This is a genomic window from Terriglobus sp. YAF25 (assembly GCF_052113305.1).
Taxonomy (GTDB): domain Bacteria; phylum Acidobacteriota; class Terriglobia; order Terriglobales; family Acidobacteriaceae; genus Terriglobus.
The window spans coordinates 1-25584 of the sequence record NZ_JBFRCY010000003.1 but is presented as its reverse complement, the minus strand read 5'-3'; the positions used below and the strand labels follow the sequence as shown (position 1 = coordinate 25584).

Annotated in this window: 23 protein-coding genes; 9 read left to right on the top strand and 14 right to left on the bottom strand. The window is 59.7% G+C overall.

Annotated elements, in window-relative coordinates:
- Nucleotides 1-329 precede the first annotated feature (329 nt).
- Entirely contained in the window at nucleotides 330-1835 is a 1506-nt protein-coding gene (locus AB4043_RS00320) for a sugar transferase (protein WP_442306301.1), read from the top strand.
- Nucleotides 1836-1973: 138 nt separating this feature from the next.
- Nucleotides 1974-3185, top strand: coding sequence for an alginate lyase family protein (locus tag AB4043_RS00315; RefSeq protein ID WP_442299262.1), 1212 nt, complete (start codon nucleotides 1974-1976; stop codon nucleotides 3183-3185).
- 53 nt (nucleotides 3186-3238) lie between these two features.
- Here AB4043_RS00315 and AB4043_RS00310 read toward each other — a convergent pair whose 3' ends face one another.
- Genes AB4043_RS00310 through AB4043_RS00290 form a run of 5 tightly spaced genes read right to left on the bottom strand, consistent with a single transcriptional unit; the run spans nucleotide 3239 to nucleotide 5957 of the window.
- Nucleotides 3239-3880: a bifunctional 4-hydroxy-2-oxoglutarate aldolase/2-dehydro-3-deoxy-phosphogluconate aldolase gene (locus AB4043_RS00310; protein ID WP_442299261.1), complete on the bottom strand. Its 642-nt coding sequence runs from the start codon at nucleotides 3878-3880 to the stop codon at nucleotides 3239-3241.
- Complete coding sequence (locus AB4043_RS00305; RefSeq protein ID WP_442299260.1) at nucleotides 3881-4960, bottom strand: PfkB family carbohydrate kinase; 1080 nt, start codon at nucleotides 4958-4960, stop codon at nucleotides 3881-3883.
- On the bottom strand, nucleotides 4961-5263 hold the full coding sequence (locus AB4043_RS00300; RefSeq protein ID WP_442306300.1) for a 5-deoxy-glucuronate isomerase: 303 nt from the start codon (nucleotides 5261-5263) through the stop codon (nucleotides 4961-4963).
- Nucleotides 5263-5598, bottom strand: coding sequence for a hypothetical protein (locus AB4043_RS00295; RefSeq protein WP_442306299.1), 336 nt, complete (start codon nucleotides 5596-5598; stop codon nucleotides 5263-5265). The genes AB4043_RS00300 and AB4043_RS00295 overlap by 1 nt, the downstream gene beginning before the upstream one ends.
- Nucleotides 5598-5957 (bottom strand): hypothetical protein, encoded by a 360-nt coding sequence (locus AB4043_RS00290; protein WP_442306298.1) that lies wholly within the window; start codon nucleotides 5955-5957, stop codon nucleotides 5598-5600. Before AB4043_RS00290 ends, AB4043_RS00295 begins: the two co-directional genes overlap by 1 nt.
- Before the next feature lie 82 nt (nucleotides 5958-6039).
- On the opposite strand from AB4043_RS00290, the gene AB4043_RS00285 reads away from it, so the two are divergent.
- Entirely contained in the window at nucleotides 6040-6639 is a 600-nt protein-coding gene (locus tag AB4043_RS00285) for an SDR family oxidoreductase (RefSeq protein WP_442306297.1), read from the top strand.
- A gap of 64 nt (nucleotides 6640-6703) precedes the next feature.
- Here the strand turns inward: AB4043_RS00285 and AB4043_RS00280 are convergent, their stop codons facing one another.
- From AB4043_RS00280 to uxaC, 4 genes are all read right to left on the bottom strand, one after another.
- Complete coding sequence (locus AB4043_RS00280) at nucleotides 6704-7480, bottom strand: SDR family NAD(P)-dependent oxidoreductase (protein ID WP_442306296.1); 777 nt, start codon at nucleotides 7478-7480, stop codon at nucleotides 6704-6706.
- Nucleotides 7481-7490: 10 nt separating this feature from the next.
- Entirely contained in the window at nucleotides 7491-7979 is a 489-nt protein-coding gene (locus tag AB4043_RS00275) for a gluconokinase (RefSeq protein WP_442299255.1), read from the bottom strand.
- A gap of 61 nt (nucleotides 7980-8040) precedes the next feature.
- On the bottom strand, nucleotides 8041-9303 hold the full coding sequence (locus tag AB4043_RS00270; RefSeq protein ID WP_442299254.1) for a tagaturonate epimerase family protein: 1263 nt from the start codon (nucleotides 9301-9303) through the stop codon (nucleotides 8041-8043).
- Nucleotides 9304-9534: 231 nt separating this feature from the next.
- Entirely contained in the window at nucleotides 9535-10932 is a 1398-nt protein-coding gene (gene uxaC / locus AB4043_RS00265; protein ID WP_442299253.1) for a glucuronate isomerase, read from the bottom strand.
- Nucleotides 10933-11045: 113 nt separating this feature from the next.
- Here uxaC and AB4043_RS00260 point away from each other — a divergent pair, with 113 nt between their 5' ends.
- The gene (locus AB4043_RS00260; RefSeq protein WP_442306295.1) at nucleotides 11046-11636 is read left to right on the top strand and encodes a D-sedoheptulose-7-phosphate isomerase; all 591 of its coding nucleotides are present in this window, start codon (nucleotides 11046-11048) and stop codon (nucleotides 11634-11636) included.
- Between the two features lie 69 nt (nucleotides 11637-11705).
- Here the strand turns inward: AB4043_RS00260 and AB4043_RS00255 are convergent, their stop codons facing one another.
- On the bottom strand, nucleotides 11706-13409 hold the full coding sequence (locus tag AB4043_RS00255) for a hypothetical protein (RefSeq protein WP_442306294.1): 1704 nt from the start codon (nucleotides 13407-13409) through the stop codon (nucleotides 11706-11708).
- 125 nt (nucleotides 13410-13534) lie between these two features.
- On the opposite strand from AB4043_RS00255, the gene AB4043_RS00250 reads away from it, so the two are divergent.
- Together AB4043_RS00250 and nagA are read left to right on the top strand one after the other, a co-directional pair.
- Complete coding sequence (locus AB4043_RS00250) at nucleotides 13535-15682, top strand: glycoside hydrolase family 20 zincin-like fold domain-containing protein (protein WP_442299250.1); 2148 nt, start codon at nucleotides 13535-13537, stop codon at nucleotides 15680-15682.
- A 146-nt stretch (nucleotides 15683-15828) separates the two neighbouring features.
- Nucleotides 15829-16974 (top strand): N-acetylglucosamine-6-phosphate deacetylase, encoded by a 1146-nt coding sequence (gene nagA, locus AB4043_RS00245; RefSeq protein ID WP_442299249.1) that lies wholly within the window; start codon nucleotides 15829-15831, stop codon nucleotides 16972-16974.
- A gap of 56 nt (nucleotides 16975-17030) precedes the next feature.
- Here nagA and AB4043_RS00240 read toward each other — a convergent pair whose 3' ends face one another.
- Nucleotides 17031-17954 (bottom strand): BadF/BadG/BcrA/BcrD ATPase family protein, encoded by a 924-nt coding sequence (locus AB4043_RS00240; protein WP_442299248.1) that lies wholly within the window; start codon nucleotides 17952-17954, stop codon nucleotides 17031-17033.
- 38 nt (nucleotides 17955-17992) lie between these two features.
- Here AB4043_RS00240 and AB4043_RS00235 point away from each other — a divergent pair, with 38 nt between their 5' ends.
- The 3 genes from AB4043_RS00235 to AB4043_RS00225 all read left to right on the top strand — a co-directional run bounded on the left by AB4043_RS00235 (nucleotide 17993) and on the right by AB4043_RS00225 (nucleotide 22974).
- A complete protein-coding gene (locus tag AB4043_RS00235) occupies nucleotides 17993-19477 on the top strand; it encodes a sodium:solute symporter (protein ID WP_442299247.1) in 1485 nt (494 codons plus the stop codon).
- A gap of 8 nt (nucleotides 19478-19485) precedes the next feature.
- The gene (locus AB4043_RS00230; RefSeq protein ID WP_442299246.1) at nucleotides 19486-20286 is read left to right on the top strand and encodes a TIGR03435 family protein; all 801 of its coding nucleotides are present in this window, start codon (nucleotides 19486-19488) and stop codon (nucleotides 20284-20286) included.
- Between the two features lie 156 nt (nucleotides 20287-20442).
- Nucleotides 20443-22974: a serine hydrolase gene (locus tag AB4043_RS00225; protein ID WP_442306293.1), complete on the top strand. Its 2532-nt coding sequence runs from the start codon at nucleotides 20443-20445 to the stop codon at nucleotides 22972-22974.
- Here AB4043_RS00225 and cobA read toward each other — a convergent pair.
- The 3 genes from cobA to AB4043_RS00210 all read right to left on the bottom strand — a co-directional run.
- Nucleotides 22918-23697 carry a uroporphyrinogen-III C-methyltransferase gene (gene cobA / locus AB4043_RS00220; RefSeq protein ID WP_442299244.1) on the bottom strand — a complete coding sequence of 260 codons (780 nt, stop codon included), beginning with the start codon at nucleotides 23695-23697 and terminating at the stop codon, nucleotides 22918-22920. The two genes, AB4043_RS00225 and cobA, sit on opposite strands and share 57 nt — an antisense overlap.
- Nucleotides 23694-24329, bottom strand: a complete 636-nt coding sequence (locus tag AB4043_RS00215; RefSeq protein ID WP_442299243.1) for a precorrin-2 dehydrogenase/sirohydrochlorin ferrochelatase family protein — start codon at nucleotides 24327-24329, stop codon at nucleotides 23694-23696. The genes cobA and AB4043_RS00215 overlap by 4 nt, the downstream gene beginning before the upstream one ends.
- A 6-nt stretch (nucleotides 24330-24335) precedes the next feature.
- A partial coding sequence (locus tag AB4043_RS00210; protein ID WP_442306292.1) for a nitrite/sulfite reductase occupies nucleotides 24336-25584 on the bottom strand: 1249 nt, incomplete at its 5' end.

Below are 25584 nucleotides of genomic sequence, written 5' to 3'. Positions count from 1 at the left end.
ACACATGGTATAACCCTCGAATCACTTGGTAATCCGCGGCTCGCCACAGGCGGGCCGCGTTACTTTTATGGGGATATAGACAAAGGTTTGCCCCAAAGGTAACTGGTCGAGAGTGCACTCGATACCGATAGTTACATCAATGAGCGCAGAAGCACCAAAGCGAACATTAGATGACACGAAAGTTGCAACATAACGACCTCAAATCAGTGATTTGCGGTGTTAATCTCACTTAGGCTGTACGAGCAGAGTCGCTCCCCCTGCTCATTCCATGGGTTTGAATGGCTGTCCTGAGCTGAGTTATTTTACGGGCGCCAAAAGGAATCGGTTGTATGGCAACACCAGGAATGATTTCCGACGGTCCTGTCTCCCTTGGACGCGATACGTCTCACGCGGTTTCGGGATACGGTATGACGGAGAGTAAGGCTGCTGTCCGTCTTTACGCCAACTCCGCTGTCGTATGGTTCGACCTGCTGCTCCTCTCTTTTAGCCTCGCCGTCACAACACTGGCTAACTATCGCACTTCAATCGAGCCGTCACATCTCAAGGCGTCCCTCGGCCTTCGCATCTCCCTGCGCAATCTGCTTCTGTTTCTCATCTGCCTAGCCGCATGGAGACTGGTTCTCTGGACCGCGGGCCTTTATCGCGCAGCATCGTTCCGGCATCTCTCCAGCCGCATTCTGCTGGCAGGGCTTTTCTGCACCCCTGTCGCGATCTTCGCGCTCATCGAACGCTCGACAGGCGGCAACATCGTTCGTCCAGGCGCACTGTTCTTTCTGCTGGCAACGGGTTCTATCTATGCCAGCCGCGGCTTGCTGGCCATCTCAGCCGGTTACGTTCACAGCTACACACGTGCTCCCCGCACGGCGCTGGTCATCGGCAGCGGTCCGCTGGCACGGAAGCTGCTGCAGGATCTTCCGCACCATCCTCAATGGGACTACCGGGTCATTGGCTTCGTCGATTCAAAACCGCAGCCGGATTCGGAAAAACGCATCCATGCTCCCTATCTCGGTAAAGTCGCTGCATTGCATGATGTGCTGATGCGTCTTCCGGTAGAAGAGGTCTTCATTGCTCTTCCTCTGAAGTCGCACTACGAAGAGATTCAGCGCGTGATCGATCTGTGTGAGGCCGCGGGAGTGCAGTCTCAGTACCTCACAAACATTTTTACGACCTCCATCACCAAGAAGCTCCGTCGCGATCAGRACCGCGTGGTGATGCAGATGGTGCACCATGACAGCCGCCGATTCCTCAAGCGGGCATTCGATTTTGTGACCTCGCTGCTGGGCATTATTGTTCTCTCTCCTCTCTTTCTGCTGATTGCCATTGCGGTCAAGCTCACCAGCAAAGGGCCGGTTATTTTCAAGCAGACGCGTTATGGCCTCAACAAGAATCCATTCTCCATGTACAAATTCCGCAGCATGGTGGTGGACGCGGAGAGCCAGCAGTCGCAACTCGAACACCTGAATGAGACCTCCGGTCCTGTCTTCAAGATCAAGCGTGATCCACGTATCACGCGCCTTGGAGCACTCCTTCGGAAGACTTCTATTGATGAGCTGCCACAATTGTTCAATGTCCTGCTCGGCGATATGTCTCTGGTTGGGCCGCGGCCTCTCCCCACACGCGATGTCAGCCGGTTCTCTGATCTGAGCCTGATGCGCCGGTTCTCTGTAAAGCCGGGGGTGACGGGCCTATGGCAGGTCTCCGGACGATCGAACCTCGACTTCGACGGCTGGATCGCTCTGGATCTCCGCTACATCGATACCTGGACGCTGACGCTCGACCTGCGCATTCTGGTCATGACCATACCGGCGGTTCTCAAAGGCCGCGGAGCGTCTTAGAGCATTTTTCCCTGTAGCTGGGTATCCCGGAAGGGGTGTGCAGCGGCGTTTTCATTGCGGAAAACGCCCATAGATACGGAAGCCCTACTCTACACCTACAGGGAAAATGCCCTAGTTCCACACTCAGAAATATCCGGTATGCTTCCAGCCATGGATCGCCGTCACTTCCTTGCCATCACCGGCGCCTTCGGCCTTAGAATGCACGCCCAGATGCCCGGCCTGCCCGCGGGAACCACCCGGCCTGACATTGCAGCGATCGATCACGACCGCATCCTTCGTCTGGCGGGGATCTATCTTCAGCAGAAGCCCACGACCATCACGGCCTTTCCTGCGGAACGATCTCAGGCAACACCGAACGACTTCTACTCTGAAGATCCTGAATGGTTTCCGGATGTAGATCCGGAGAAGCCCTGGGTACGGCATCAAGGCGAACGCAATCCAAATGCATTTCATGCTCATGGAGATGCTCTGCTGCGTATGGCGCAGGTGATTCCGGCACTTGCCGCAGCCTGGCTGATCACCAAAGACGCGAAGTACGTCAGCGCTGCCCTGCTTCATCTGCGGGCTTGGTTCCTGACTCCGGAGACACGCATGAACCCGTCGCTGAACCACGCGCAGGCGATTCAAGGCGTGGCCGAGGGGCGGGCTACCGGGATCCTTGAGACCATCTATCTCGTCGAGGTTGTCCGCGCCATCAGCTTTCTGGCAACCTCGGAAGACTTTCCGGATACCGATCTGAAGGGGCTTCGTTCCTGGTTCGCGGACTACGCGCACTGGATGTACGACTCTACCCTCGGCCAGGGAGAGCGGGATACGCGCTCCATCCATGGCATCTGCTGGGTTGCGCAGGCCGGCGAATACGCCCGCTTCGCCAATATCGCCACCATCTCCGGATACTGCCTGCGCCGCTTCCGCGAAGTCCTGCTGACGCTGATCTCACTGGATGGCAACTTCCCCGCAGCGCTGGCAACCACGGCTCCTTTCGCCAACTCCATCTTTCATCTGGAGTGCCTGGCCCTTACCTGCGAGGTACTCTCCACACCTTTCGAATCGCAGTGGACCTTCCAGACCAGCGATGGAAAAGGCTTGCGCTCCGCCGTCGCCTTCATGGCTCCGTCGCTTGAGAACAAGCAGCAGTGGCGCTATCGCGCTGACGCGCTGAACTTCCGCGACCTGCCGCTCCGCCCTCTCTCGCTTTACCTGGCCGGCCGTGCCTACCAGAGGCCGGAATATACAGCCATCTGGAAGGCCTTGCCGCCAGACCCAGCCGATCTCGACAATCTTGCCCTGCTGCGGCTCTATCCCGCGCGGCAGCCGCTACTGTGGTCCCGCCGCGTCCCCGGCGTTTAAAACGAAACGGAGCGCTTATAGCGCTCCGTTTTCAGCATTGAATTTGTCCTAGTCTAGCGTGCGCGGAAGCTCTTCACGACCTGCATATACTCGCGCGCCTTGGCGGTCACACCGCCATTTTCCAGGCCGCGCTCGTCCATCAGGTCGGCTCCGACCCCCAGGCCGAATGCTCCGGCAGACAGAAAATCCTGAGCCGTCTCGACGGTAACTCCACCGGTCGGAATCATCTCGATCTGCGGCAGCGGTGCCTTCAGGCTGCGCAGGTACTTCGCTCCCCCCATCGCTCCGGCCGGGAAGACCTTAACCACGTCAGCGCCTGCCTGCCATGCGGTCACGATCTCGGTCGGCGTCAGCGCACCGGGAAACACTGCGATATCCATCTCACGGCAATACTGCACCGTCCGCAGATTCAATGCCGGACTCACCACGAACTGCGCACCCTCTGCGATACACACCTTTGCCGTCTCCGGATCGAGTACTGTGCCTGCACCGATGAGCATCTGCGGGTCTTCCTTGACGAGGGTGCGGATCACGCGCACCGCGTCCGGTACCGTCATTGTGACCTCCATGACGATCACACCGCCCTCGGCCGCAGCGCGCGCCATGCGTACAGCCTTCTCCGGGCTGCTGGCGCGCAACACCGGCACCAGACAAGCCTCACGAATCCTGTTCAGAATCTCCTGCTTTGCAGCCATTTATCGCTTCACTCCTGCGCCGTCACCGGCCATTAAACCTTCCACCTCTGCCAGTGTCGCCATCGAGCTGTCGCCCGGCGTCAACATGGCCAGCGCACCATGCGCCACACCACAATCAAGCGACCACTTCAGATCGCGTCCCATCAACAGGCCGTAGATCAGACCGGAAGCAAACGAGTCGCCCCCGCCCACACGGTCAAAGATCTCGAGGTTGTTGTACCGGATTCCCTCAGCGACTGCGCCGTTGGCATAGCCGAAGGCTCCCCAGTCATTGCTGCTGGCTGAGTGAACCCGACGCATCGTCGTCGCCAGCACCTTCAATCCCGGGAAGTCGCGAATCACGTTCTGCGCCATCTCACCGAAGCTGTCGACCGTATGCCATGCCGGTCCCTGCGATGATTTCCCGAGCTCTGCGCTCAAGTCTCCATCGTGCCCGAAGAAGACATCGACATGTTCAGCGAGCATACGGTTTACCTCCACCGCAGCGCGCCGGCCACCACGCTCCTTCCAGAGCGAAGGCCGGTAGTTGGCATCGAAGGAGACCACGACTCCGTGACGCTTGGCAGCGAGCATCGCTTCAAGAACCACCGCAGTTGAGCTCTCACTCAGAGCCGCCATTACGCCGCCTGTATGAAACCAACGGGCATGCGTGAAGATCCCATCCCAATCGATCTCGCCAGGCTTTACCTGTGAAATCGCCGTATGTCCGCGATCCATCATGCCGACCGCGCCACGGCGGCCGAAGCCGCGTTCAAGGAAATAGATTCCGTTGCGCGATTCCCGGCCGATGCTGTCGAACTTCGACCAGAGGACGTGCCGTAGATCGACGCCGCCCTGCAGCATCAGGTCTTCCACAAGGCGACCGACAGGGTTGTCCACCAGAGCGGTCACGATCGCCGTCTTCATGCCGAAGCAGCGGCGCAGACCGCGGGCGACGTTGTACTCTCCTCCGCCTTCCCAGACGGTAAAGCTGCGCGTTCGTGCAATCCGCGTCTCGCCTGGATCGAAACGCACCATTACTTCGCCAAGAGATACCAGGTCATGTCCGGTCTCTGTCACCGGCTTGATCGAGACAATCATTTATCGCAGGTCCGCAATCGTGAGTGCATCCATATCGTCATAACGCTGGTTCTCGCCGCCCATGCCCCAGCAGAAACCGTAGCTCTTGGTACCGACACCGGCATGAATCGACCAGCCGGGCGAGATCGCCACTTCGTGATTCGCGACCACCAGATGCTTTGTCGAGGTTGCCGGTCCCATCAGATGCAGCACACGATGTCCCGCATCCACATCGAAGTACATGTACACCTCGCTGCGGCGCATGTGCGTATGCGGCGGCATGGTGTTCCAGTTCGAACCCGGCTCCAGTAGGGTAAAGCCCATCACGAGCGCTTCGCTCCACGGCCGGCATACAGGCAGTCCAGCTTATCGAGCGCAAACTCCGTGCCATCGACCGTCACCACGCCAGGGCCGCCAACATTCAGGATGCCGAGCTCACGGCGCTGGCAGAAGAAGTCTGCCCGCAGCTCCGCCGGACATGGCAGTTCCAACGCGCCGCTGGTAGGAACCGCAAATCCAACCACGGTACGGTCCAGATCGATATATCTCAGTTCCAGCGAGCCGGTTATGGCCAGCTCATCCGCGAGAAACGCCTCCCGGATCTCCTCCGTCGTCATGCGCTCATAGCGCACAGCATCCGCAACCTGCAGCAGCTTCATTACTCTTTCACCTTGATGACATAGTAGAGCAGCGTCTTACCCGGAGTCAGCACGGCCTGATGCGGAGTCTTCGGCCGAAGGTGGAAAACGTCCCCCTTCTTCAGTGCGATTTTCGTTCCACCCTCAATTCCCGAGCCACTCAGCTCTCCAGGCTTCCCGTCGATCGGGTACTGGTCTTTCAGCTTTCCACCCACCAACATAGTGAATTCTCCATCGAGGACGACGAAGAAATCCGACCACGCCTCGTGATACTCGGGAGCACCCGTCTTTGCCCGTGCCGCCAGCATAGTTTTGTGATTCCCATACTCTTTTAGCGTCTCACTGTAGACGCCGGTCTCGGCGGTTCTTGCCTTCGCCACGAATTCTTTCCCGCGCGAAGCCAGTACTTCTGCGGGGTCTACCGTAGCTGGACCGAACTCCTGAGCACCCACAGGAATCGCCATGAGCAGCAACGCAGCGGCCTTCCAAGCCGACCTTTCTTCGACGGAAGGCGCCCAGCAGCTCTTCGACCAGGTCATCGCCAAGTTTAGCCAGATCGACATTCTGGTCAACAATGCCGGCACCATTATCCGGCACGAGGCTGTCGACTATCCCTTTGAGGACTGGCAGCGCGTCATCCAGATCAATCTGAACTCTGTCTTTCAGCTCTCTCAGCTGGTCGGACGTGCGCTCATCGAACGCAAAGCTCCAGGCAAGATCGTAAACATCGCTTCGCTGCTTTCCTTCCAGGGCGGCATCCGCGTGCCTGCGTATGCCGCCAGCAAGGGCGCTGTGGCACAGCTCACGAAGGCACTAGCGAATGAATGGGCGCCGCGCGGCATCCAGGTCAACGCAATCGCTCCCGGCTACATTGCCACCGACAATACGCTGCCGCTGCGTAATGACGAGACGCGTAACCGCCAGATCCTCGAGCGCATCCCCACCGGCCGCTGGGGCGATCCTGAAGACATCGCCGCTACCGCAGTCTTCCTCTCCAGCCCTGCCGCCAACTACATCACCGGCACTGTACTCAATGTCGATGGTGGATGGCTCGCACGCTAAGGAAACACTTCCTTCAATGAAAAGGAGCGCCATTGGCGCTCCTTTTCCGCTTCATCGCAGAAGCTTACTGATTTACACCGCTGGCCAGGAAGCCGCCGTCCACCACGACAATCTCACCAGTGATAAACGAAGCAGCATCGCTGGCCAGGAAGATCGCCGCACCGACCAGTTCTTCAGTCTTACCGAAGCGGCCCATCGGCGTACGCATCTTCAGCTCCTGTCCACGCGGGGACTCATCGAGCAGCTTGGCATTCAGGTCCGTGCGGAAGACGCCCGGAGCGATCGCATTCACGGTCACGCCCAGCGACGACCACTCCACCGCCAGCGAACGGGTTAGCGCGCCCACAGCAGCCTTGCTGGCCGCATAAGCAGAGACTTCCTTCAAGCTGACAAAGGTGTTCAGCGAAGCGATGTTCACGATGCGACCGTAACCACGCTCCAGCATGTGCTTGCCGAAGATCTGGCAGGCGCGCAGAGTGCCGGTCACGTTGGTGCTCATGATGTCGTCCCAGGTCTCTTCGGGAACTGTCAGCGTGGGCTCACGCTTGATCTTGCCGGCGCAGTTGATCAGGATGTCGACCTTGCCGAACGCCTCCAGAGTCTTGTCGGCGAGGGTCTGCAGCGTCGCACGGTCGTTTACGTCCGTCGGAACGCGCAGCGAACGGCGGCCCAGCGCCTCAATCTTCGCAGCCACCTCGTCTACCTGCTCCTGGCGCCGCGAGCTCGCCACCACAWCCGCGCCGGCTTCAGCCAGGCCCAGCGACATTGCCAGACCGATGCCCGACGTTCCACCAACCACCACGGCAGTCTTGCCCGTGAGATCAAACAGCTTGTGCCCCATCTTTCCCCTCCTACTTCACTTTGCTCAAAATCTCGTCTACGACCTGTTCTACGGGTCTGTCATTCGTCACGATAACAGCGTCGGACGGGCGTTCCAGCGTAGCCAACTGGCTGTCCAGCAGCTTCGGATTCATGTACTCGTGCTGACGTGCCGCCAGGCGCTCCGTGAGCGTCTCCTTCGGAAGATCCAGCAGCACAAATTGCACAGCCCCCTCCGGCATACCCTGGCTCAGAGTCACGCGGTACTTGTCTTTCAGCGCGGAGCAGGCCAGTATGCCGTTGCTTCTCTTCTCGTGCCATTCGCGCATCAGCTGGTTCAGCCGCTCCAGCCAGGGCTGGCGGTCCTCGTCATTCAGCGGCTGCCCAGCACCCATCTTTGCTTTGTTCGCAGGCGGATGGTAATCATCCGCATCGGCAAACGGACAACTCAACCGTTCGGCCAGTGCATGACCGACCGTCGACTTGCCTGCTCCCGAAACTCCCATCAAAACCAGAATCATCTTCGCCTCAGCAAAAAGCGCGGCACCTGCTCTGCCGCGCTTTTTGTATCCATCTTCAGTATTACGCGCCCAGGAAGACCGGACGAATGTGGCGATCCCACAGGTTCTCGGTCACGTTCTTGGCGACGATCTCTTCGTTCGCCTCCAGAGCCTCCAGATAACGCGGTCCCATCTTGGCCGCAACCTTGAAGCCGACGTGGATCAACTGGCGGAAGTTCGCGTTGTACAGAGGATTGCTCTGTACGTGACGCAGTGCACCAACGAACTGCGCACTCGTCCAGCCATTGACTTCGTCCACCGTCGGAAGCTGTTCCTTCTTGATGTCGATCACCGTGGCATACGGAGCCATCAGCTCATCGGCATGCGAGAACGCCTCGGCATACACTTCCTTCGCAATCGCCAGGCCCGTACCACCGGCCTCAGCCAGACCGATCACCTCTTCCAGCCAGGTGGTGCCGGCCGTCTTGAGGTGAACGCCCGCGCCGGTCTTGGTCACAGCGTTGTGAATCGCAGCATAGATCGAGAACTTGTCCGATCCCGAGTGAACGCTCAGTTTCAGGTTCTCCGGCAGGCCGTAGTTCTTCACGGCGAAGGCGATCGCCGCCAGGTCTTCCTCAAACTCGCGGGTGAACTGCGCGACATCGCCCACGTACTCCACACCCTTGTTGAAGCGGCCGGTGAACTTCGGAGCGATGGTCTGGATCGGCACCTTCTCGTCTGCAATCGCAGCCAGGATGATCAGCAGCTCTACCGGGGTCTGCGGCAGGTCGGTCTCGTCCATTGAGATCTCAGGAACGAATTTGCCCTCGCCCTTCGCTTCCAGGATGGCACGATAGATCTTTCCGGCCTCCTGCACCGCGCCGAGGAACTTGTTCGCTACACCGCGCACAAAGGCCTCATCGGTACGGAACGGCTCCGCGATACCAGGAATGTTCACCGTGCCCACCAGCTCCGGGTGACGGCTTACAAATGCATCCACGTCAGCAGCCGCAGCAGGCTTGCCGATGTCGTCCGCCACATCGATGGTGAAGAAGTCACAGGGAGCCACAAAGCGCGCCATCGTCTTCAGATTGATATGGTCCGCGTCGAGGAAGTATGGCTTGTCCCAGCCCAGCGCCTTTACGGCAGCATCGGCGGCGGCGCGCGTCAGCGAAGGCTCGCTGCCAATGATGGTGTGCTCACGGTTCGACTTGTTCCATACCGGCACCACCTCTACACCGGCCTTAGCCGCATTCACGCAAGCCTGAAGCTGCGCCTTTGCCTGGTGGGCGAACCGATCGCCGGTACCGATCGAAAACCGTGGAAGCCGCAATACGTCACTCATCGAACTAATTCCTCATTTCCCGTAACTGGTCGAACCAATTTTATGACACCAAGCATATCAACGAAAAGCTGCCCCATGATTATCGTGAAGAAACTTGCATTCCCTAAGGAACTGAGAAACGGCTACTCAAGAGGTAAAACCACTTGAAATGCCGCAATTTCGGAACGTCCCTGCCAGCCGGCGAAGGAAAAGGGCCGGCACTCTGCCGGCCCTCCCATTCGTCACGGGTTGTTACAGTTTGTATGCCTTGCGCACCAGGTTGACGGTCAGGTCCTGGGCTACTTCAAAGGCTTCCTGCTCCTCGATGCGGTGCTCGGCCACCAACCGTGCCAGGAAGGCACAGTCGATACGCCGCGCCACGTCGTGACGTGAAGGAATTGACAGGAAGGCACGTGTATCGTCGTTGAAGCCGACCGTGTTGTAGAAGCCGGCGGTCTCGGTCACCTGCTCGCGGAAGCGCGTCATGCCCTCCGGCGAATCGTGGAACCACCATGCCGGGCCAAGCCGCAGGCACGGATAGTGTCCGGCGAGCGGAGCCAGTTCACGGCTGTAGGTGGTCTCATCGAGCGTGAACAGAATGAACGTAAATTCAGGTTCATTGCCGTACTTATCCAGCAGTGGACGCAGGTTGCGGACATACTCCGTCGGCGACGGAATGTCGGCGCCCTTGTCACGGCCGAACTTCTTGTAGATGCCGAGATTGTGATTGCGCACAGAGCCCGGATGCAGCTGCATCACCAGGCCGTCTTCCACGCTCATACCGGCCAGTTCGGTCAGCATCTGCGCCTGGAAGAGCTCCATCTCTTTGGCATCGGCCGTACCGGCATGGATCTTGGCATACAGAGCGCTCGCAGCAGCCTCGCCCAGGTCGGCCGTCTTCGCCGTCAAGTGGCCATGGTCGGTAGCGGTTGCGCCCATCTCGATGAAGAAACGGCGGCGGGCGCGCAAAGCAGCCAGATAGCCCTTGTAATTGGAGGTATCCTCGCCAGTTAGCTCACCCAGCTTCTTCAGGTTGCCCTGGAAGTCGGCATACTCGGCGTCAATCACCGCATCGGGACGGAAGGTCGGGACCACACGCCCCTTCCATCCGGATTCGCGGATAGCTTCGTGATATTCGAGGCTATCGAGCGGAGAATCGGTCGTCGCCAGTACCTCGATATTGAACTTCTCAAACAGAGCCCGCGGCCGGAACTCAGGTGTCTGCAGCTTCGCCGCAATCGTGTCATAGAACGCATCGGCGTTCTTCTCGCTCAGCAGCTCTGTGAGGCCGAACTGCTTTTCGAGGGTGTAATCCAGCCACATACGCGTCGGCGTGCCGCGGAAGAGGTAATAGTGCTTCGCGAAGATCCGCCACACCTCACGCGAATCTGCCTTCTGCTTGCCGTCGATCTGCGGCACCCCCAGGCTCTCCAGCTTGACGCCCTGCGAGTACAGCATGCGGAAGACATAATGATCCGGCTGAATCAGCAGCGCGGCGGGATCAGGAAACGCCGGATCCTCGGCAAACCAGCGCGGGTCAGTATGTCCATGCGGAGAGATGATGGGCAGGTCACGTACCGTCTCATAGAGCTTCTCTGCGATCTTTCGTACACCCGGCTCCGCCGGGAACAAACGGGCTTCGTTCAGCATTTTGTTCATCCTCACAACAATCAGCCTATCAAGTCCGCGCAACTCCGTCGCCAAGGGGTCGCTGCCGACAGGATTTACTTGCGCCTCATACAACTACCCTAGAAACTAAGGACATGACATCCCTCGTCCGCGAACATCTCAACGGAACCGCCGCCACCATCCAGAAGGTTCTGGCCGACGAAGCCATCTTATCGGCAGTCGCTGCAGCAGCCGAAGCAACAGCGGCCTCCATGCTAAAAGGGGGCAAGCTGCTTGTCGCGGGTAACGGAGGCTCCGCCGCCGATGCACAGCATCTGGTTGCCGAGTTCGTGTGYCGCCTGGTGCATGACCGCGCCGCCATGCGCGCCGTCGCCCTGACAGTCGACAGCTCCAATCTGACGGCAATTGGCAACGATCTCGGTTTCGATCGCCTCTTCTCCCGTCAGATCGAAGCCCTTGGCGCCACGGGTGATGTCTTTTTTGGAATCTCCACCTCGGGCAACTCCCCGAATATCCTCGCGGCAATCGACGAAGCGAAGAAGCGCGGCATGATTACCGTCGGCTTCACCGGGAAGGACGGCGGCCGGATGGTCGRGCTTKGCGACTTTACCGTGATTATTCCCTCCTCGATTACCGCCCACATCCAGGAGTGCCACCTGGCCCTTGAACACGTCTTCTGTGCGATGACCGAACGGTGCTACTTTGAAGGCCTGAAGCAGAACTAAGAGTTGCACACTAACAAGAAGAAGGGCCGGCGAATGCCGGCCCTTTCTGGTTCTATCTCCACGACTAGACTACGGTAGGAAGTAACGAACTCCCGTGTAGACAAAGTGGTTGGTCGCACGCGGAGCTCCACCTACCCCAGCCCATCCATCGCGGGTCAGGTAACTGTAGACCGTCGAGAGCTGGAAGCGCCCCGCCGGACCGTCATAGAAACGATAGACATAGCCGACCGAGCGTGCTGTCAGCATGCGCGTTGCACCGACGCAATTCGCAGGTGTGCCGGGAACGAACCCGGTATTCCCCGTCGGAGCAGCCTCCGTCAGGCAGCCCGTATTCACCATGGACGGCGGAGCATACCCAACCAGCGTTCCATTGCTGTCGCGGTAGTAGAGCCGCTGCGTGTACTCCAGGCCGTCATAGGTGAACAGATCCAGCTTCTTCGTCGCCTTGAATTCCGCGCGGAAGAATGCCTGAGCGCCGCGCAGCGGGGCCAACGTACCATCCGGATGCACAGTGACATCCGGCAGGGTGGCTGCACCGTAACGGCCTACGCCGCGGCCTGCGAGCACCTTGGCGCCGATCTCCAGCCGTTGTCCCACTGGAACACGGCCGCTAACAAAGAATGATCCACCGGCCTTGGTGTCGTTCTGCGGTGTCACCGCGCCGGTCGGATAATAGCGGTCGCGGAAGAGACGTCCCATCACGCCAAGCTCATAGTGTCCGCGCCATACGCCACCCTTCGCCGGATCATAGGAGACCTTCGCCAGCACATCGGGAGCCGGATTTTCGGTGTAGTTGAAGCCTGGGTTATAAGCACCCAGTGCATTGCCGGGAGCTCCGAGGAAGAAGTTGCTGGGTGCGTTGGTCGCATTGAACAGCGCCTGCGACTGTTCCAGCGAGAAGGCCGCCTGCACTGACTCTCCAAACTTCTTCGTCACACGCACCGATCCCAGCCGGCCCCAGGTATAGCCGATGTGCTGGGCAGCATCGAGAACATTTGGCAGACTCTCAGCACGTGGCTCCGCGCCGCGACGGTGTTCTGTCGCCAGGGTCCACATCTGGCCTGCCGTAAAGGTCCAGCCGGAGTTAAAGGCAGCTTGCCCCCAGAGCTGGCGTTGCCGCAAAACGTAGCTATTGGACTGGTTGTTATTCGAGGTGGCTCCGGCGGCAACGAAGTCGGTTTCAAAGTAACCGGTAAGTTTTCCGAAGCCGGTTTTGCCTTCGGCGAGCAGACTGAAACGCGACTGACGTCCGCTGCCGTACCACTCGCTTACATGGGCCAGCCCCGAACCGGCATATGGCAACTGGCTGAAGATAGTGTTCACTTCAGCGGCCATGGACTTCGAGCGGTAGATCGTATCCAGGCTGAGGAAGCCTCCGGGCGTCAGAGAAATGCCCTTGAAGCGGAAGCTCGATGGGCCATCGGCGACTGCCGGAGGCTTTACGGCAGCAACAATCGCCTCGGTCGGCTTGACCGGGACAGGCGTTACCATGGCGACGCTGGATGACTCCGCCGCCGCGACAGGAGCCGCCGCCGGAACGACCTTTATAACAGGCAGCGCCGGAGCTGCCTCTGCAGCCAGAATGGGAGCCGCAGCAGAGACCGGCTGCGCGCCACGACTCAACGCCAACTGTGTCTTCAGCAGGTCAATCTGCGCCTGCAGCTCCTTGCGCATGGCGGCCATCTCCGCACGCAGCGTTTTTGTCTCTTCGCTTTCGTTTCGTGCTTCCTGCGCCTCTGAATCTACTGCGCCTCCGCCCAGCAACAATGCCACACCTACCAACCAAATACGCCAAAACCGCATTGAAACATCTCTCCCGGTCATAAAAATTGATCGATCATCTCATGGTCGCATTCCCGACATTTCCATTTCCACAGCGCTGATGTACGGTGGTCTGCATGGCACATCGTTTAACTGCAGCCATCCTCCTCGGCTGCTCTGCTTCCCTGTTTGCTCAATCCTCTGCCAACACCACTCCGCCGAAGCTTGCATTGATCCCGGTTCCTCGCGAGGCAGCAGCAGGTGAGACCTTCCCCCTCACCCAGGGCATCGAGGTAACATGTGCCTCTCCGTGCGATCCCGAAGACGCCTTCGCGTTAGACGACTTCAAGGCATTCCTGGCATCCCGCTCTATTGCTACCCCACCAGCTGGAGCTCCAGTCCACGTCTTCGTCACTCGCTATGGCAGCAGCACCAATGCGAAGTCGATCTACACGGACGCTCTGCCGAAAGGCGCTCCCCAAGAGCCCGATGATGCCATCAAGCCAGAGGGATATGCGATCATCCCTGACAAGCAAGGCATCGCCCTGACAGGCTTTACTGCTAGCGGAGTCTTCTACGCCCTGCAGACCGCGAAGCAACTTATCGACGGCAATGGACCCCAGGCCGTGTTGCATACGGCCACCATTCGCGACTGGCCGGCGTTGAAGTATCGCGGCCTGCACGACGATCTCTCGCGCGGCCCTTTTCCCACACTAGATTTCATGAAGAAGCAACTCCGGGTACTGGCGGCCTACAAGGTCAACATCTACTCGCCCTACTTCGAGCACACCATGCAGTACACGGGGCATCCGCTGATGCAGCCGCCCGGAGGCCATCTGACCCAGGCTGAAGCGCGGGAGCTGGCCGCCTACGCAGCCAAGCTGCACATCACCATCATTCCCGAGCAGGAAGCCTTCGGCCACCTCCACTACCTGCTCAACTGGGAGCAGTACACGCCGCTGGCGGAGACACCGCACGGCCATGTACTGGCCCCCGGAGCGACGGGTTCCACCACGCTGATCCGCGATATGTTCACGGAGCTCTCGAACATCTTCTCCGGACCGTTCCTGCATATCGGTGCGGATGAGACGGTAGACCTGGGCAAAGGCGCCACGAAACCCGACGTCGATGCGCGTGGGCTTGGACCGGTCTACCTCGACTTCATGCAGCGGATCGTTACCGACCTGAAGCCGCTGAACCGGCGGTTGCTCTTCTGGGGTGATATTGCCTACAAGGAGCCTGCTCTACTGAAAGCGATGCCCGCGCAGTTCAAGCGGGATACGCTGGCCGTGGCCTGGGAGTACAACCCACATGCGAGCTTCGACAGCTACATCACTCCCTTCACCAATGCGGCGTTCGAGACCTGGGTCGCGCCGGGAGTGAACAATTGGTCGCGCGTCTATCCCAACAACAACTACGCGCTCTCCAACATCCAGAACTTCACCGCCGACGGAGAACGGTTGGGAGCCACCGGCCAGCTCAACACTATCTGGCGCGACGATGGTGAGGCCCTGGCCAACAACGACTGGTACGGCATTCTGTTCGGCGCGGAAGCCGCATGGCACCAGGGACAGGCCTCGATCCCGGCGTTCCAGGCCAGCTATGGCCGCAGCTTCCACGGCGATACGACCGGCTCCATTGACCAGGCGCAGAAGGAGCTGATGCTCTGCCACCAGGTTCTGAAGGACTCTGACTATAAGGCAGACGGAGGAGACCTTCTTTTCTGGATCGATCCCTGGTCTTCGGACGGACAGAAACAGGCGACGCAGCTCCGTCCGGTGCTGCGCGAGCTGCGTCTGCATGCCGAGGCGGCGCTGACGCTGATTGCCAAGGCTCGCGTAACAAACCCAAACCTCCGCGAAACCGATGCGTTGGACGCGCTGGAGCTCGGCGCGCGGCGCTTCGACCTGATCGGCCTGAAGTTCCAGCTCGCCGACGAAATGGCAACCGGATACCAGCATGCATACAGCCTGCAAGCCTCAAAGACCCGCGACGACCGTCTTGAAGTAAGCCGCGAACTCAACGTGATCAATGCCGTAAACGGCAAGCTGCAGGACCTGCGCAATAACTATTCACTGCTGCGCGATCTATATGAAACAGCATGGCTCAAGTCGAACCGTCCTTACTTCCTGCGTAATAACCTGGAGCGTTACGACTTCACCATTCAGCTCTGGCTGTCGCGTATCGACAAGGTACGTACAGCGCAACGGCAGTGGACCAACGACCGCACACTGCCACCCGCCAGTGATCTGGGGATTCCAGCACCGCCAGTCGCCACACGTTAGAGCCATCCTCCTGTAGGTGTAGTGCAGGGGGCGTGCATCTATGGGCGTTTTCCTCAATGAAAACGCCGCCGCACGCTCTTCACGGGATACCCAGCAACAGGAGAAATGCTCTAATCAGCTTCCAGAACAGGTAACATAACCGAGTAGTGTCTACGATTCTTACAGCCGCACGGGCCCTTACATCGCAGGGCATTGTCGAAAATCCCATCCTCACCCTTGAGGACGGCCGCATTGCACACATCTCCACTCGCGAGAGCAGTGAAACGCCGGCCGGCGCCAAGCACTTCCCCAACGCCACCATTACTCCGGCGCTCTTCGATGTCCACCTGCACGGAGCTGCGAACCACGATGTGATGGAGGCGAACCCGACTGCGTTATCGGCGGTCGCAAGCTTTCTGGCAACACGTGGTGTTGGGCAGTTTCTGCCCACGACCGTGACCGCTCCGATCGATGCCACGTTGCAGGCACTCAGTGGACTGGCCGATATCATCGAAGGGCCGGCGCAGCCAGGCCAGGCTCGCCCCGTCGGCGTCCATCTGGAAGGCCCTTTCGTCTCGCACAGTAAGCGCGGCGTCCACGCCGCAGCCTTGATTCAGCCGCCGAGTGTGGACCTCTTTGACCGCTTCTATGAAGCTTCACGCGGGCACATTCGCCTGTTGACCATCGCTCCCGAAGAACCGCGTGCGATGGATGTCATTCGTCGCGCCGTGGAGAAGGGCGTTCGCGTCTCCGTCGGGCACTCCAATGCCACGCTTGCAGAAACAGACGCGGCCATTGCTGCCGGAGCTGTTTCTGCAACCCACACCTTCAACGCCATGCGAGCGCTCGACCATCGCGAACCCGGTGTGCTCGGCGCGGTCCTTGATCGCGATGCTCTGTTCGCAGAGCTCATCTGCGACGGCGTCCATGTCGCACCGGAGCTGGTAAGGCTCTGGCTCAAAGCCAAGGGGCCGCATCGCGGGATCCTGGTCACGGATGGCATCTCCGCCACCGGCATGCCGGAAGGCACCTACATGCTAGGCGACTTCGAGGTGACAGTTGCCGATGGACGCGCCACCGCCCGTGGTGTTCTGGCAGGAAGCGTTCTTACGCTCGATAAGGCAATTGAGAACGTGCGTGCCTTTACAGGGACGTCTTTGGCTACAGCAGTAGGGCTGGCGAGCACCAATCCGGCAACGATGCTTGGATTGGAAGCGCCGGTGATTGCGGAGGGAAAGCCTGCGAACCTCAACCTGTTTACCGAAGACGGCAAGCTGCTGGGTACCTGTCTGGGCGGCACGTTTTTGGCATAACGAACTGCGTTGGAGTGTCGACAAATTCGAAACAGCCCATGCACCCGGATCTGTGGCTACCGACGGTGAGCCGCTCTCCACAGAGCTCCGACAACGGCGTCTACTTCTCCCTCAACAAATCGTGCGCCGGGGATCTGCTGCAGAATCGCAGCATTGAAGCTCTCCCTGACACGATCGATCTTGCCGAGAACACTTCCCGTGTACGCCACACCGCACTCAGACGCCGCAAAGCCTGCGGCCTGCATCTTGCGATGGACCGTGACGACCTGCGTTGCCAGCTCCTCACCCGCGCGCCGCAGGACATCGATGGCCACGGCATCTCCGCGATCCGCACAGGCCACCACAACCTGCGATAACCCGGCAAACGAAGTGCCCGGCCGATGCGCAACGGCGATGAGATCACCGATACCTTCTACATTCCATGCCCGCATCGCCTCCGTAAGCACCAGCGGGTTCTCTCCCCGATCTCGCGCTTTGGTGGCAGACCGCAATGCCTCGTGTCCGATCCAATAGCCAGAACCTTCATCTCCCAGCATTGGCCCCCAGCCGCCGGCGCCGAACAGCGTGTCTCCGAACCGTCCGCCCACATTGGATCCCGTACCCGCGATCACCAGAATTCCATCGCCACCAGAAAACGCCGCATCCAGCGCAATCACCTGGTCGCCGACGATCTCCACCGTTCCGCCCACACGGCGGCTAAGCACACGATCTACAAACTCCCGTACCGCAGGAACGCTGGCCCCGCTAAGTCCGACACTGCTCCGCTCCACGTATCGCAGATCGACGCCTGCTTTGGAGCCAAGCTCTTCTATCAACGCTCCAAAACGCGCCTCGGCGGCACGACGGGCGTCGGCGTCGCCTTCAGCAATGCGCAGGGTCTTGATACTCTCACCTTCCACGCGGGCCAGCTCCCGGCCATCCTCGCTGACAGCCACGCGGGTACGGGACCCGCCGGCATCCATTCCCAGATAAAACGCCATAGCCAGTGATCATACCGTGCCCTTACACTCACACGTAGATGACTCGCCTGCACCCGCTCGATCTGGCTATCGTGGCCGCCTATCTTGTTGGCATCACTCTCTTCGGTCTGCGCTTCCGGTCGCAGGACAAATCGCTGAGCTCCTACTTTCTGGGCGGCAAGACGATTCCGTGGTGGGCCATCGCACTCTCCATCGTTTCGGCGGAGACCAGTACGCTGACCATCATCTCGGTCCCCGGCATCGCGTTTACTTCGAACTTCGGTTTCCTGCAGCTTGTGCTGGGATACATGATCGGGCGCCTTGTGATCTGCGTCCTGTTTCTTCCGCGCTACTTCCATGGCGAGCTGTTTACGGCCTATCAGCTTATCCGTCGGCGCTTCGGACCGACCCTGCACACCGTGACCGCAGGTCTGTTCCTGATCACCAGAGCAGCTGCTGAAGGTGTGCGCGTCTTCGCCATCTCGATCGTTGTCGGACTGGCGATAGGAACCAACGACATCCTGTCGATCGCCATCATCTCCGCACTGACTCTGCTCTACACCTTCGAGGGAGGCATGACCGCGGTGATCTGGACCGACGTCGTGCAGATGACGCTCTACATCGCCGGCACCTTCGTCGCGCTGATCACACTCGGCCGCCATGTCCCCGGCGGCTGGACACACATCCATGAAGCCGCCTCCGCGGTAGGCAAATTGCACTGGCTCGATTTCAGTTTTTCGCTGGTAAAGACCTACACCTTCTGGGCCGGCATTCTGGGTGGAACCTTCCTCACCATGGCATCGCATGGCACCGATCAGTTGATGGTGCAGCGCCTGCTGGCGGCAAAGAGCCTCAGAGAATCCCGTTTGGCTCTGCTCGCATCGGGCGGCGTCGTCTTTCTGCAGTTCCTCCTGTTCCTCATCATCGGCGCAGGCCTCTGGGTCTTCTACGGACAGCCGTCGAGCGGCACACCGGGCTTCAGCAGCGCCGACCGTATCTTCCCGGCCTTCATCGTGCGTGAGATGCCGACCGGCATCGCCGGTCTGTTGATTGCCGCCATCCTTGCAGCGGCGATGTCGAACCTGAGTGCCGCATTGAACTCGCTATCATCGACCACAGTCGTCGATTTCTATATGCGGATCCGCCCTGAGGCGACAGAACGCGAACGCACCAGCCTGTCGCGTATTTCGACCGGTGTATGGGCGGTGATCCTCTTTGCCATCGCCGTCTACTCCGTCTTTGCAGGTGGCAAGGGCCATGTTGTTGAAACCGGCCTCTCCATCGCCTCGGTTGCGTACGGCTCGCTGCTCGGAGTCTTTCTGCTAGGAACGCTGACGAAGTTCGCAACCCAGACCGGAGCAATTGTGGGCATGATTGCGGGCTTCGCCGTCAATCTGGTGCTCTGGCTGAGCAGCATCAACATAATCCCAGCCATTCCCGGTTTGCCTCCGATTGCCTACACTTGGTACGTACTGCTCGGCTCGACGGTGACGGTTGCCGTCGGCGCGGGCATCAGCCTCGTCCAATCCAAAGATCCTGCGTGAGGTCTTCTATGATCCGGCCATTTCTGATCACAGCCCTGGCAGCCTCAACCGCGGTTCTTTCCGCGCAGCAGACATCGACGTCCCGGCCGAAGTTCGATGGGTTCGAAGTCGCGACCGTCAAACCCATCGAACATAATCCGCAAGGCGGCCGCTACTTCCGCATGGAGAGCAACAACCGCTTCGTCGTCCGCGACTACACTCTCAAACTGCTTATTGCTGCGGCCTATGATCTGAACCCGCGGACCATCTCCGGTGGACCAGACTGGCTTGATTCGGAACACTACAACATCGATGCCCTGACACCGGGAGACACCCGTCCGGTCCGCACCGAACAGATGGTCATGCTGCGGGGCCTGCTCACCGAGAGATTTCATCTTGCCTTCCACCGCGAGCAAAAAGATTTCTCGATCTATGAGCTCACCGTGGCTCCTCATGGACCAAAGCTGAAGCCCAGCACGATGAAGCCGGATGATCCACCAACGTTGATTGCCACGGTCTATCCCCCTTCGAAGATCGTGCTGCCGGCACGCAACGCAACCGTTAGCGAACTTGCCGCGATGATGCAGCGGGCGATGCTCGACCGCCCTGTGGTGGATAAGACCGGACTGAGCGGGCGTTATGACTTCGACCTGGAATGGGCTCCGGATGAGACACAGTTCGGAGGCGAGGTGCCTCGGGCATCGAACGATGCGCCCAGCCCGCCGCTCTTCATCGCATTGCAGGAACAACTCGGTCTGAAGATCACCGCAACTCACGGATCGGTCTCTACCCTCGTGGTCGACAAAGCCGACAAACCAACGGACAACTAAGAGCATTTTCCCTGTTGCTGGGTATCCCGGAAGGAATGTACAGCGGCGTTTTCATTGCGGAAAACGCCCATAGATACGGAAGCCCTACACTACACCTACAGGGAAATGCTCTAACGCAATCGCCAGTCACTGAAAGCTATCCCCAAAATGATCGCCATGCGCAAAGTCTTCGCCGCCGCTCTTCTGTTTGCTGTCAGTACCTTTTCGCACGCACAGGACTTCTCTTCCATCGATACGCTGATGGCCGACGCCCTGAAGGCTGGGCAACTGYCCGGTGGTGTCGTAGTGATTGGGCACGATGGGAAGGTTGTCTTTCACAAGGCTTACGGTGACCGCAAGGTCGCCGGCGAAATCGGCCTCGATGGCTCGACCGCCGCGGAGCCAATGACCGAAGAGACGATCTTTGACATGGCCTCGCTGACCAAGTGCATCGCGACTGCGACGGCAATGATGCAGCTCTATGAGCAGGGCAAGTTCCAGTTTGATGATCCGGTCTCCAAGTATCTGCCGGCCTTCGCCGCCAATGGCAAAGAAAAGATCACCATTCGTCAGGTCCTGACCCACTACTCCGGTCTCGCGCCTGATGTTTCTCTGAAAGACCCGTGGGGACTGGCCGCTCCAGACAAGGCGGAAGGCATCACGCGGGCGATGGAGTCCACGCCGATCAATCCCCCGGGGGCGAAGTTCGTTTATTCCGACATCAACTTCATCACTGCCGGAGCCCTGGTCGAGAAGCTTTCGGGTGAGCCGCTCGACGTCTATGCGCAAAAACATATCTTCGAACCGCTGAAGATGACGCACACCCGCTACCTCCCATTCGACAAGGTGTGCGGACATGCGAAGAAGGTTGGCGCGGCGCTGGTCTATGAGGACAGCAAGGCCATGTACAAGTGCGCCGAGGGAACGTGGCCCGGCACCTTGATTCCGGGCATCGCTCCTACGGCACATGACGATGAGCTCAACGCCCAGGTGAATCCGCACTTCGACCAGCTCATTCGAGGATCAGTGCACGACCCGACGACGCGACGCATGGGTTCCGTCGCTGGACATGCCGGTGTCTTTTCGACCGCGCAGGATGTCGCCATCTACGCGCAGGCTCTGCTCGATAAGCTCGCGGGACGGCCTTCAAGCTTCCCGCTCAAGACCGAGACGCTGAAGCTGATGGCACAGCCGGAACAGCCGACTGGCGCAAAATACCTGCGCGGTTATGGATGGGATATCGATTCGCCCTATTCCCGACCACGTGGTGACCTCTTCCCTGTCGGTAGCTTTGGTCATACCGGCTTCACCGGCACCAGCCTGTGGATGGACCCACGCAGCAATACCTACATCATCCTGCTGGCCAATGCGATTCACCCCAAGGGACGCCCTCCGATCACCCCCTTGCGCGGCAAGATCGCAACAGCAACAGCGCAGGCACTCAACCTCTATACACCTGGATCGAAGACAGCGACTGGAGCAGAGATCCTTCCAGGCATCGATTCCCTCGAGTCTCAAAGCTTCGCGCAGCTCAAGCCGCTACTCGCGCACCACAACAACCATCTGAACATCGGCCTGCTCACCAACAACACCGGCCTCGATCGCAACGGGAAGCGCACCATCGATATCCTTACCCACGCCAGCCTTCCTGGGCTGAAGCTCACGATGCTCTTCTCGCCGGAGCACGGCATTCTTGGCGCCGAGGACCGCGAAGGCATCGAGTCCGGCAAGGACAAAGCATCGGGCCTGCCCGTCATCTCGCTCTATGCGTCGGTAGCAGCGCGACATCCGAAGCACGAAGATCTCGCCAACCTCGATGCCGTCTTTGTTGATCTGCAGGATGCAGGCTTCCGCTACTACACGTACGAAGCACAGGTAGGCTACTTCCTCGACGCGGCCGCCCAGGAAGAACAGCAGTACCATCATCGTCTCGACATCGTGATTCTCGATCGTCCGGCGATGCCCGCCGGCACCACCGTCGGCGGACCGCTCTCCGATACCGGCCACGATGGCTATACCAACTACATGGCCGGTCTTCCATCTCAGAACGGCATGACACTGGGCGAAGTGACCCGTTACTTCAACCAGAACAAACTCGGGCCTAACGGCAAGCCGCTGGATGCGCCATTGACCGTCGTCCGCACCCAGAACTACACCCGTGGCCTATGGTTCGATCAGACCGGACTGCCATGGCAGAATCCGAGCCCGAATCTGCGCACCATGGCCTCCGTGACCATCTATGCGGCTCTGGGATTAGTGGAGACCTCAAACGCTTCTATCGGCCGCGGCACCGACTTTCCCTTTGAGCAGTTCGGAGCTCCTTGGATCAAGGCGGATGAGCTTGTGACCTACCTGAACAGCCGTAAGATCACGCAGGTGCGCTTCGAAGCCACCACACTGAAGGTCGCCGAAGACGAGCACAAGTATCCCTTCCACGGACAGGCGATTCCGGGCGTGCGCATTGTGGTGACGGATCGCACGAGACTCGACGGTCCAGCCCTGGGTCTTGAGATCCTGGCGGCACTGCATCATCTGTATCCGCAGCAATTCGATCTGGATCGGGCGAACCGGTTAGTCGTGAATCAGGCGACGATCGATGCCATCAAGGCAGACAAAGATCCGCACGATATCGTAGCGATGTGGGATGCGGGATTAAGTGAGTTCCGCGAGAAGCGGACGAAGGCCCTGATCTACGGCTATCTTCCCTAAGACCACATCTTCCAGGGCTCTGCCGACCAGTAGAAGCACAGGCGCGTGTCCAGGCTCGAGCGTATGCATGGTGCCGACACGCCCCATCACCACAGACTGTTCCGGCTGCCCTGCGCGAGAAACCGCAACGACAGGCGTTGTCGCATCCATACCGTTGGCCAGCAACTCGGCTCCGGTGGCAGCAAAGTCGCGTCCGGGCATGTAAACAGCCAGTGTTGCCTCGTCGGGCAGCATTCCCTGCCAGAGCGGCGGTGCCTGCTTGCCTTCAGCATGAGAGCCCGTTGCAAGGATGAGACGCGAGGCCGAACGGCGGTCCGTCAGCGGTGTCTGCAACGTGGCAGCAGCGGCGAAGACAGCCGAAACCCCGGGCACAACGACGGCGGGGATGCCCGCTTCGCGCAACGCATCCAACTCCTCAGCAGCGCGGCCAAAGACCATGGGATCACCGGACTTGAGACGAACAACGGAGAGCCCCTTGCGGGCCTCCTCGACCAGCATGGCATTGATTGCCTGCTGCGTGATGCGGGCTCGGCCGCAGCGCTTGCCTACGGACTCCACCACCGCTCCAGCGTGAATCAGCGCCAACACCGAGCCGGGCACGAGATCATCATGCAGCACCAGGTCCGCGGTCTCAAGAAGGCGCACGGCTCGCACCGTCAGAAGCTCAGGATCGCCGGGCCCCGCACCTACCAGATAGACAACGCCTTTGTGTGCCGTCGTCATTTCCGCGTCACCTCAGCGGCATGTTCGCGAGCCATCGCACGCGACGGGCAATCATCTTTGCTACAGGTTTCACGCTGTGCCAACTGGTGCAGAATCCACTTCCGCTCGTCGTTGGCAACCGGCTCCATCTCGATTACTTCGCGGCGCAGCTTACCAACCTCAGCGAGCCACTCTCCCGTATCCGGCGGAAGCTGCGCATCGATCTCTTTGCGCAAACGCTGTGCGAGAGCGGGTGACTCACCGGCAGTAGAGATAGCGATCTGCAGATCGCCACGCTCAACGATAGAACCATAGTAGAAGTCGCAGTACGGCGGATCATCGACAGCATTGACGAGGATATTCGCTGCCCGTGCCTCGTCAACGACGGCACGGTTCACCGCAGCGACGTTGGTTCCGGCAACCACGAGGAAGAAACCAGCTGTATCTCCGGCCTGCACCTCACGCTCGTGCCAGATCACGCGTCCGACCGCAGCCAGAGCACGAACCGAGTCGTTCGCCTCGGGCGCGATCACCGTTACATCAGCGCCGGCACGCAGCAATCCCTCCGCCTTTCCATCCGCAATCCGGCCGGCGCCTACGACGAGGCATCTACGGCCGTCGAGCTTCAGGAACATGGGAAAGAGACTGCTCATAGGCTGTTACTCCCCAATCGTCGCCGGCCCTGGTCCTGCGAGCTGGTTGCGAAGCTCCTCATCCGGGGTGCGGGCAAAGTAGGAGCGCAGGTTCTCGCCCTGCTCACGCTTGGCCAGGTAGCCGCGCAGCAGGCGCTCGATGGCCTCCGGCACCTCGGTCGCGGCTGCGCGATAGCCGATGGGACGCGCCGGACGCTGATACTTGCCGACCGCTCCGCCTACGGCGAAGTTGAAGGCATCAACCATCTTGCCGTCGACCTTGACCTTCTTGCCTTCCAGGCCGATATCGCCGATCCAGTGCTGGCCGCAGCCGTTCGGGCAACCGGTCACATTGATGCGAATCTGCTGATCGAACTGCGGCAGGCGCTCTTCGATCTCATCGACCAGCCACTTGGAAAATCCCTTGGTCTCGCTGATCGCCAGCTTGCAGAATTCTGTACCGGTGCAGGCCACGGTTCCGCGCCAGAAGACCGATCCCTCAACGTGCAGCTCCAGCTTGCCGAGCTCAGCCGCCAGTGCCTGCGCCTTCTCTGTCGGAACATTGGGGATGATCAGGTTCTGCATGATGGTGGTCCGCAGCTCCCCATTGCCAAACTCATCGGCCAGGTTGGCGATCTTCTCAAGCTGCTCGCCGCTTACGCGACCACGCAGAACGCTCATACCGACCGAGCTCAGGCCCTCCTGCTTCTGCTTGCGGATGCCGCAGTGATCGCGGAAGACATCTTCGGGCAGCACTTCCTCGACCGCAGGCTCGAAGGTGAAGCCCACGCGCTTCTGCAGCTCTTCCGTGAAGCTCTCGGCCGTCCAGCCATGTTCCATAAACATGTACTTGATGCGCGCCTTGGAGCGGTCTTTACGCAGCTCCTCCTGGTCCCTGAAGATCCGCAAAACACCACGCACGGCCTCGATGCACTGCTCCGGCTTGAGAAATACCGGCAGGCGAACCGCCATGTGCGGCTCCTTGGAGAGACCACCGCCGACACGCAGGCTATAGCCGAGCTCGTCGCCACGCTTGATCGCCGTAAGCGAGAGATCGTTGATCTCCGGATAGCAGCACCACACCGGGCACCCGCTCACCGCGATCTTGAACTTACGCGGCAGGTTGTAGAACTCCGGATTTCCGTTCATCTCGGCCGCGACTTCTTTGGCAAGGCCAGAGGCGTCGGTAATCTCTTCCCCATCGATACCGGCCAGCGGGCAGCCGGTCACGTTGCGGACCACGTCGCCGCAGGCGCTCTTAGGAGAGAGACCAACC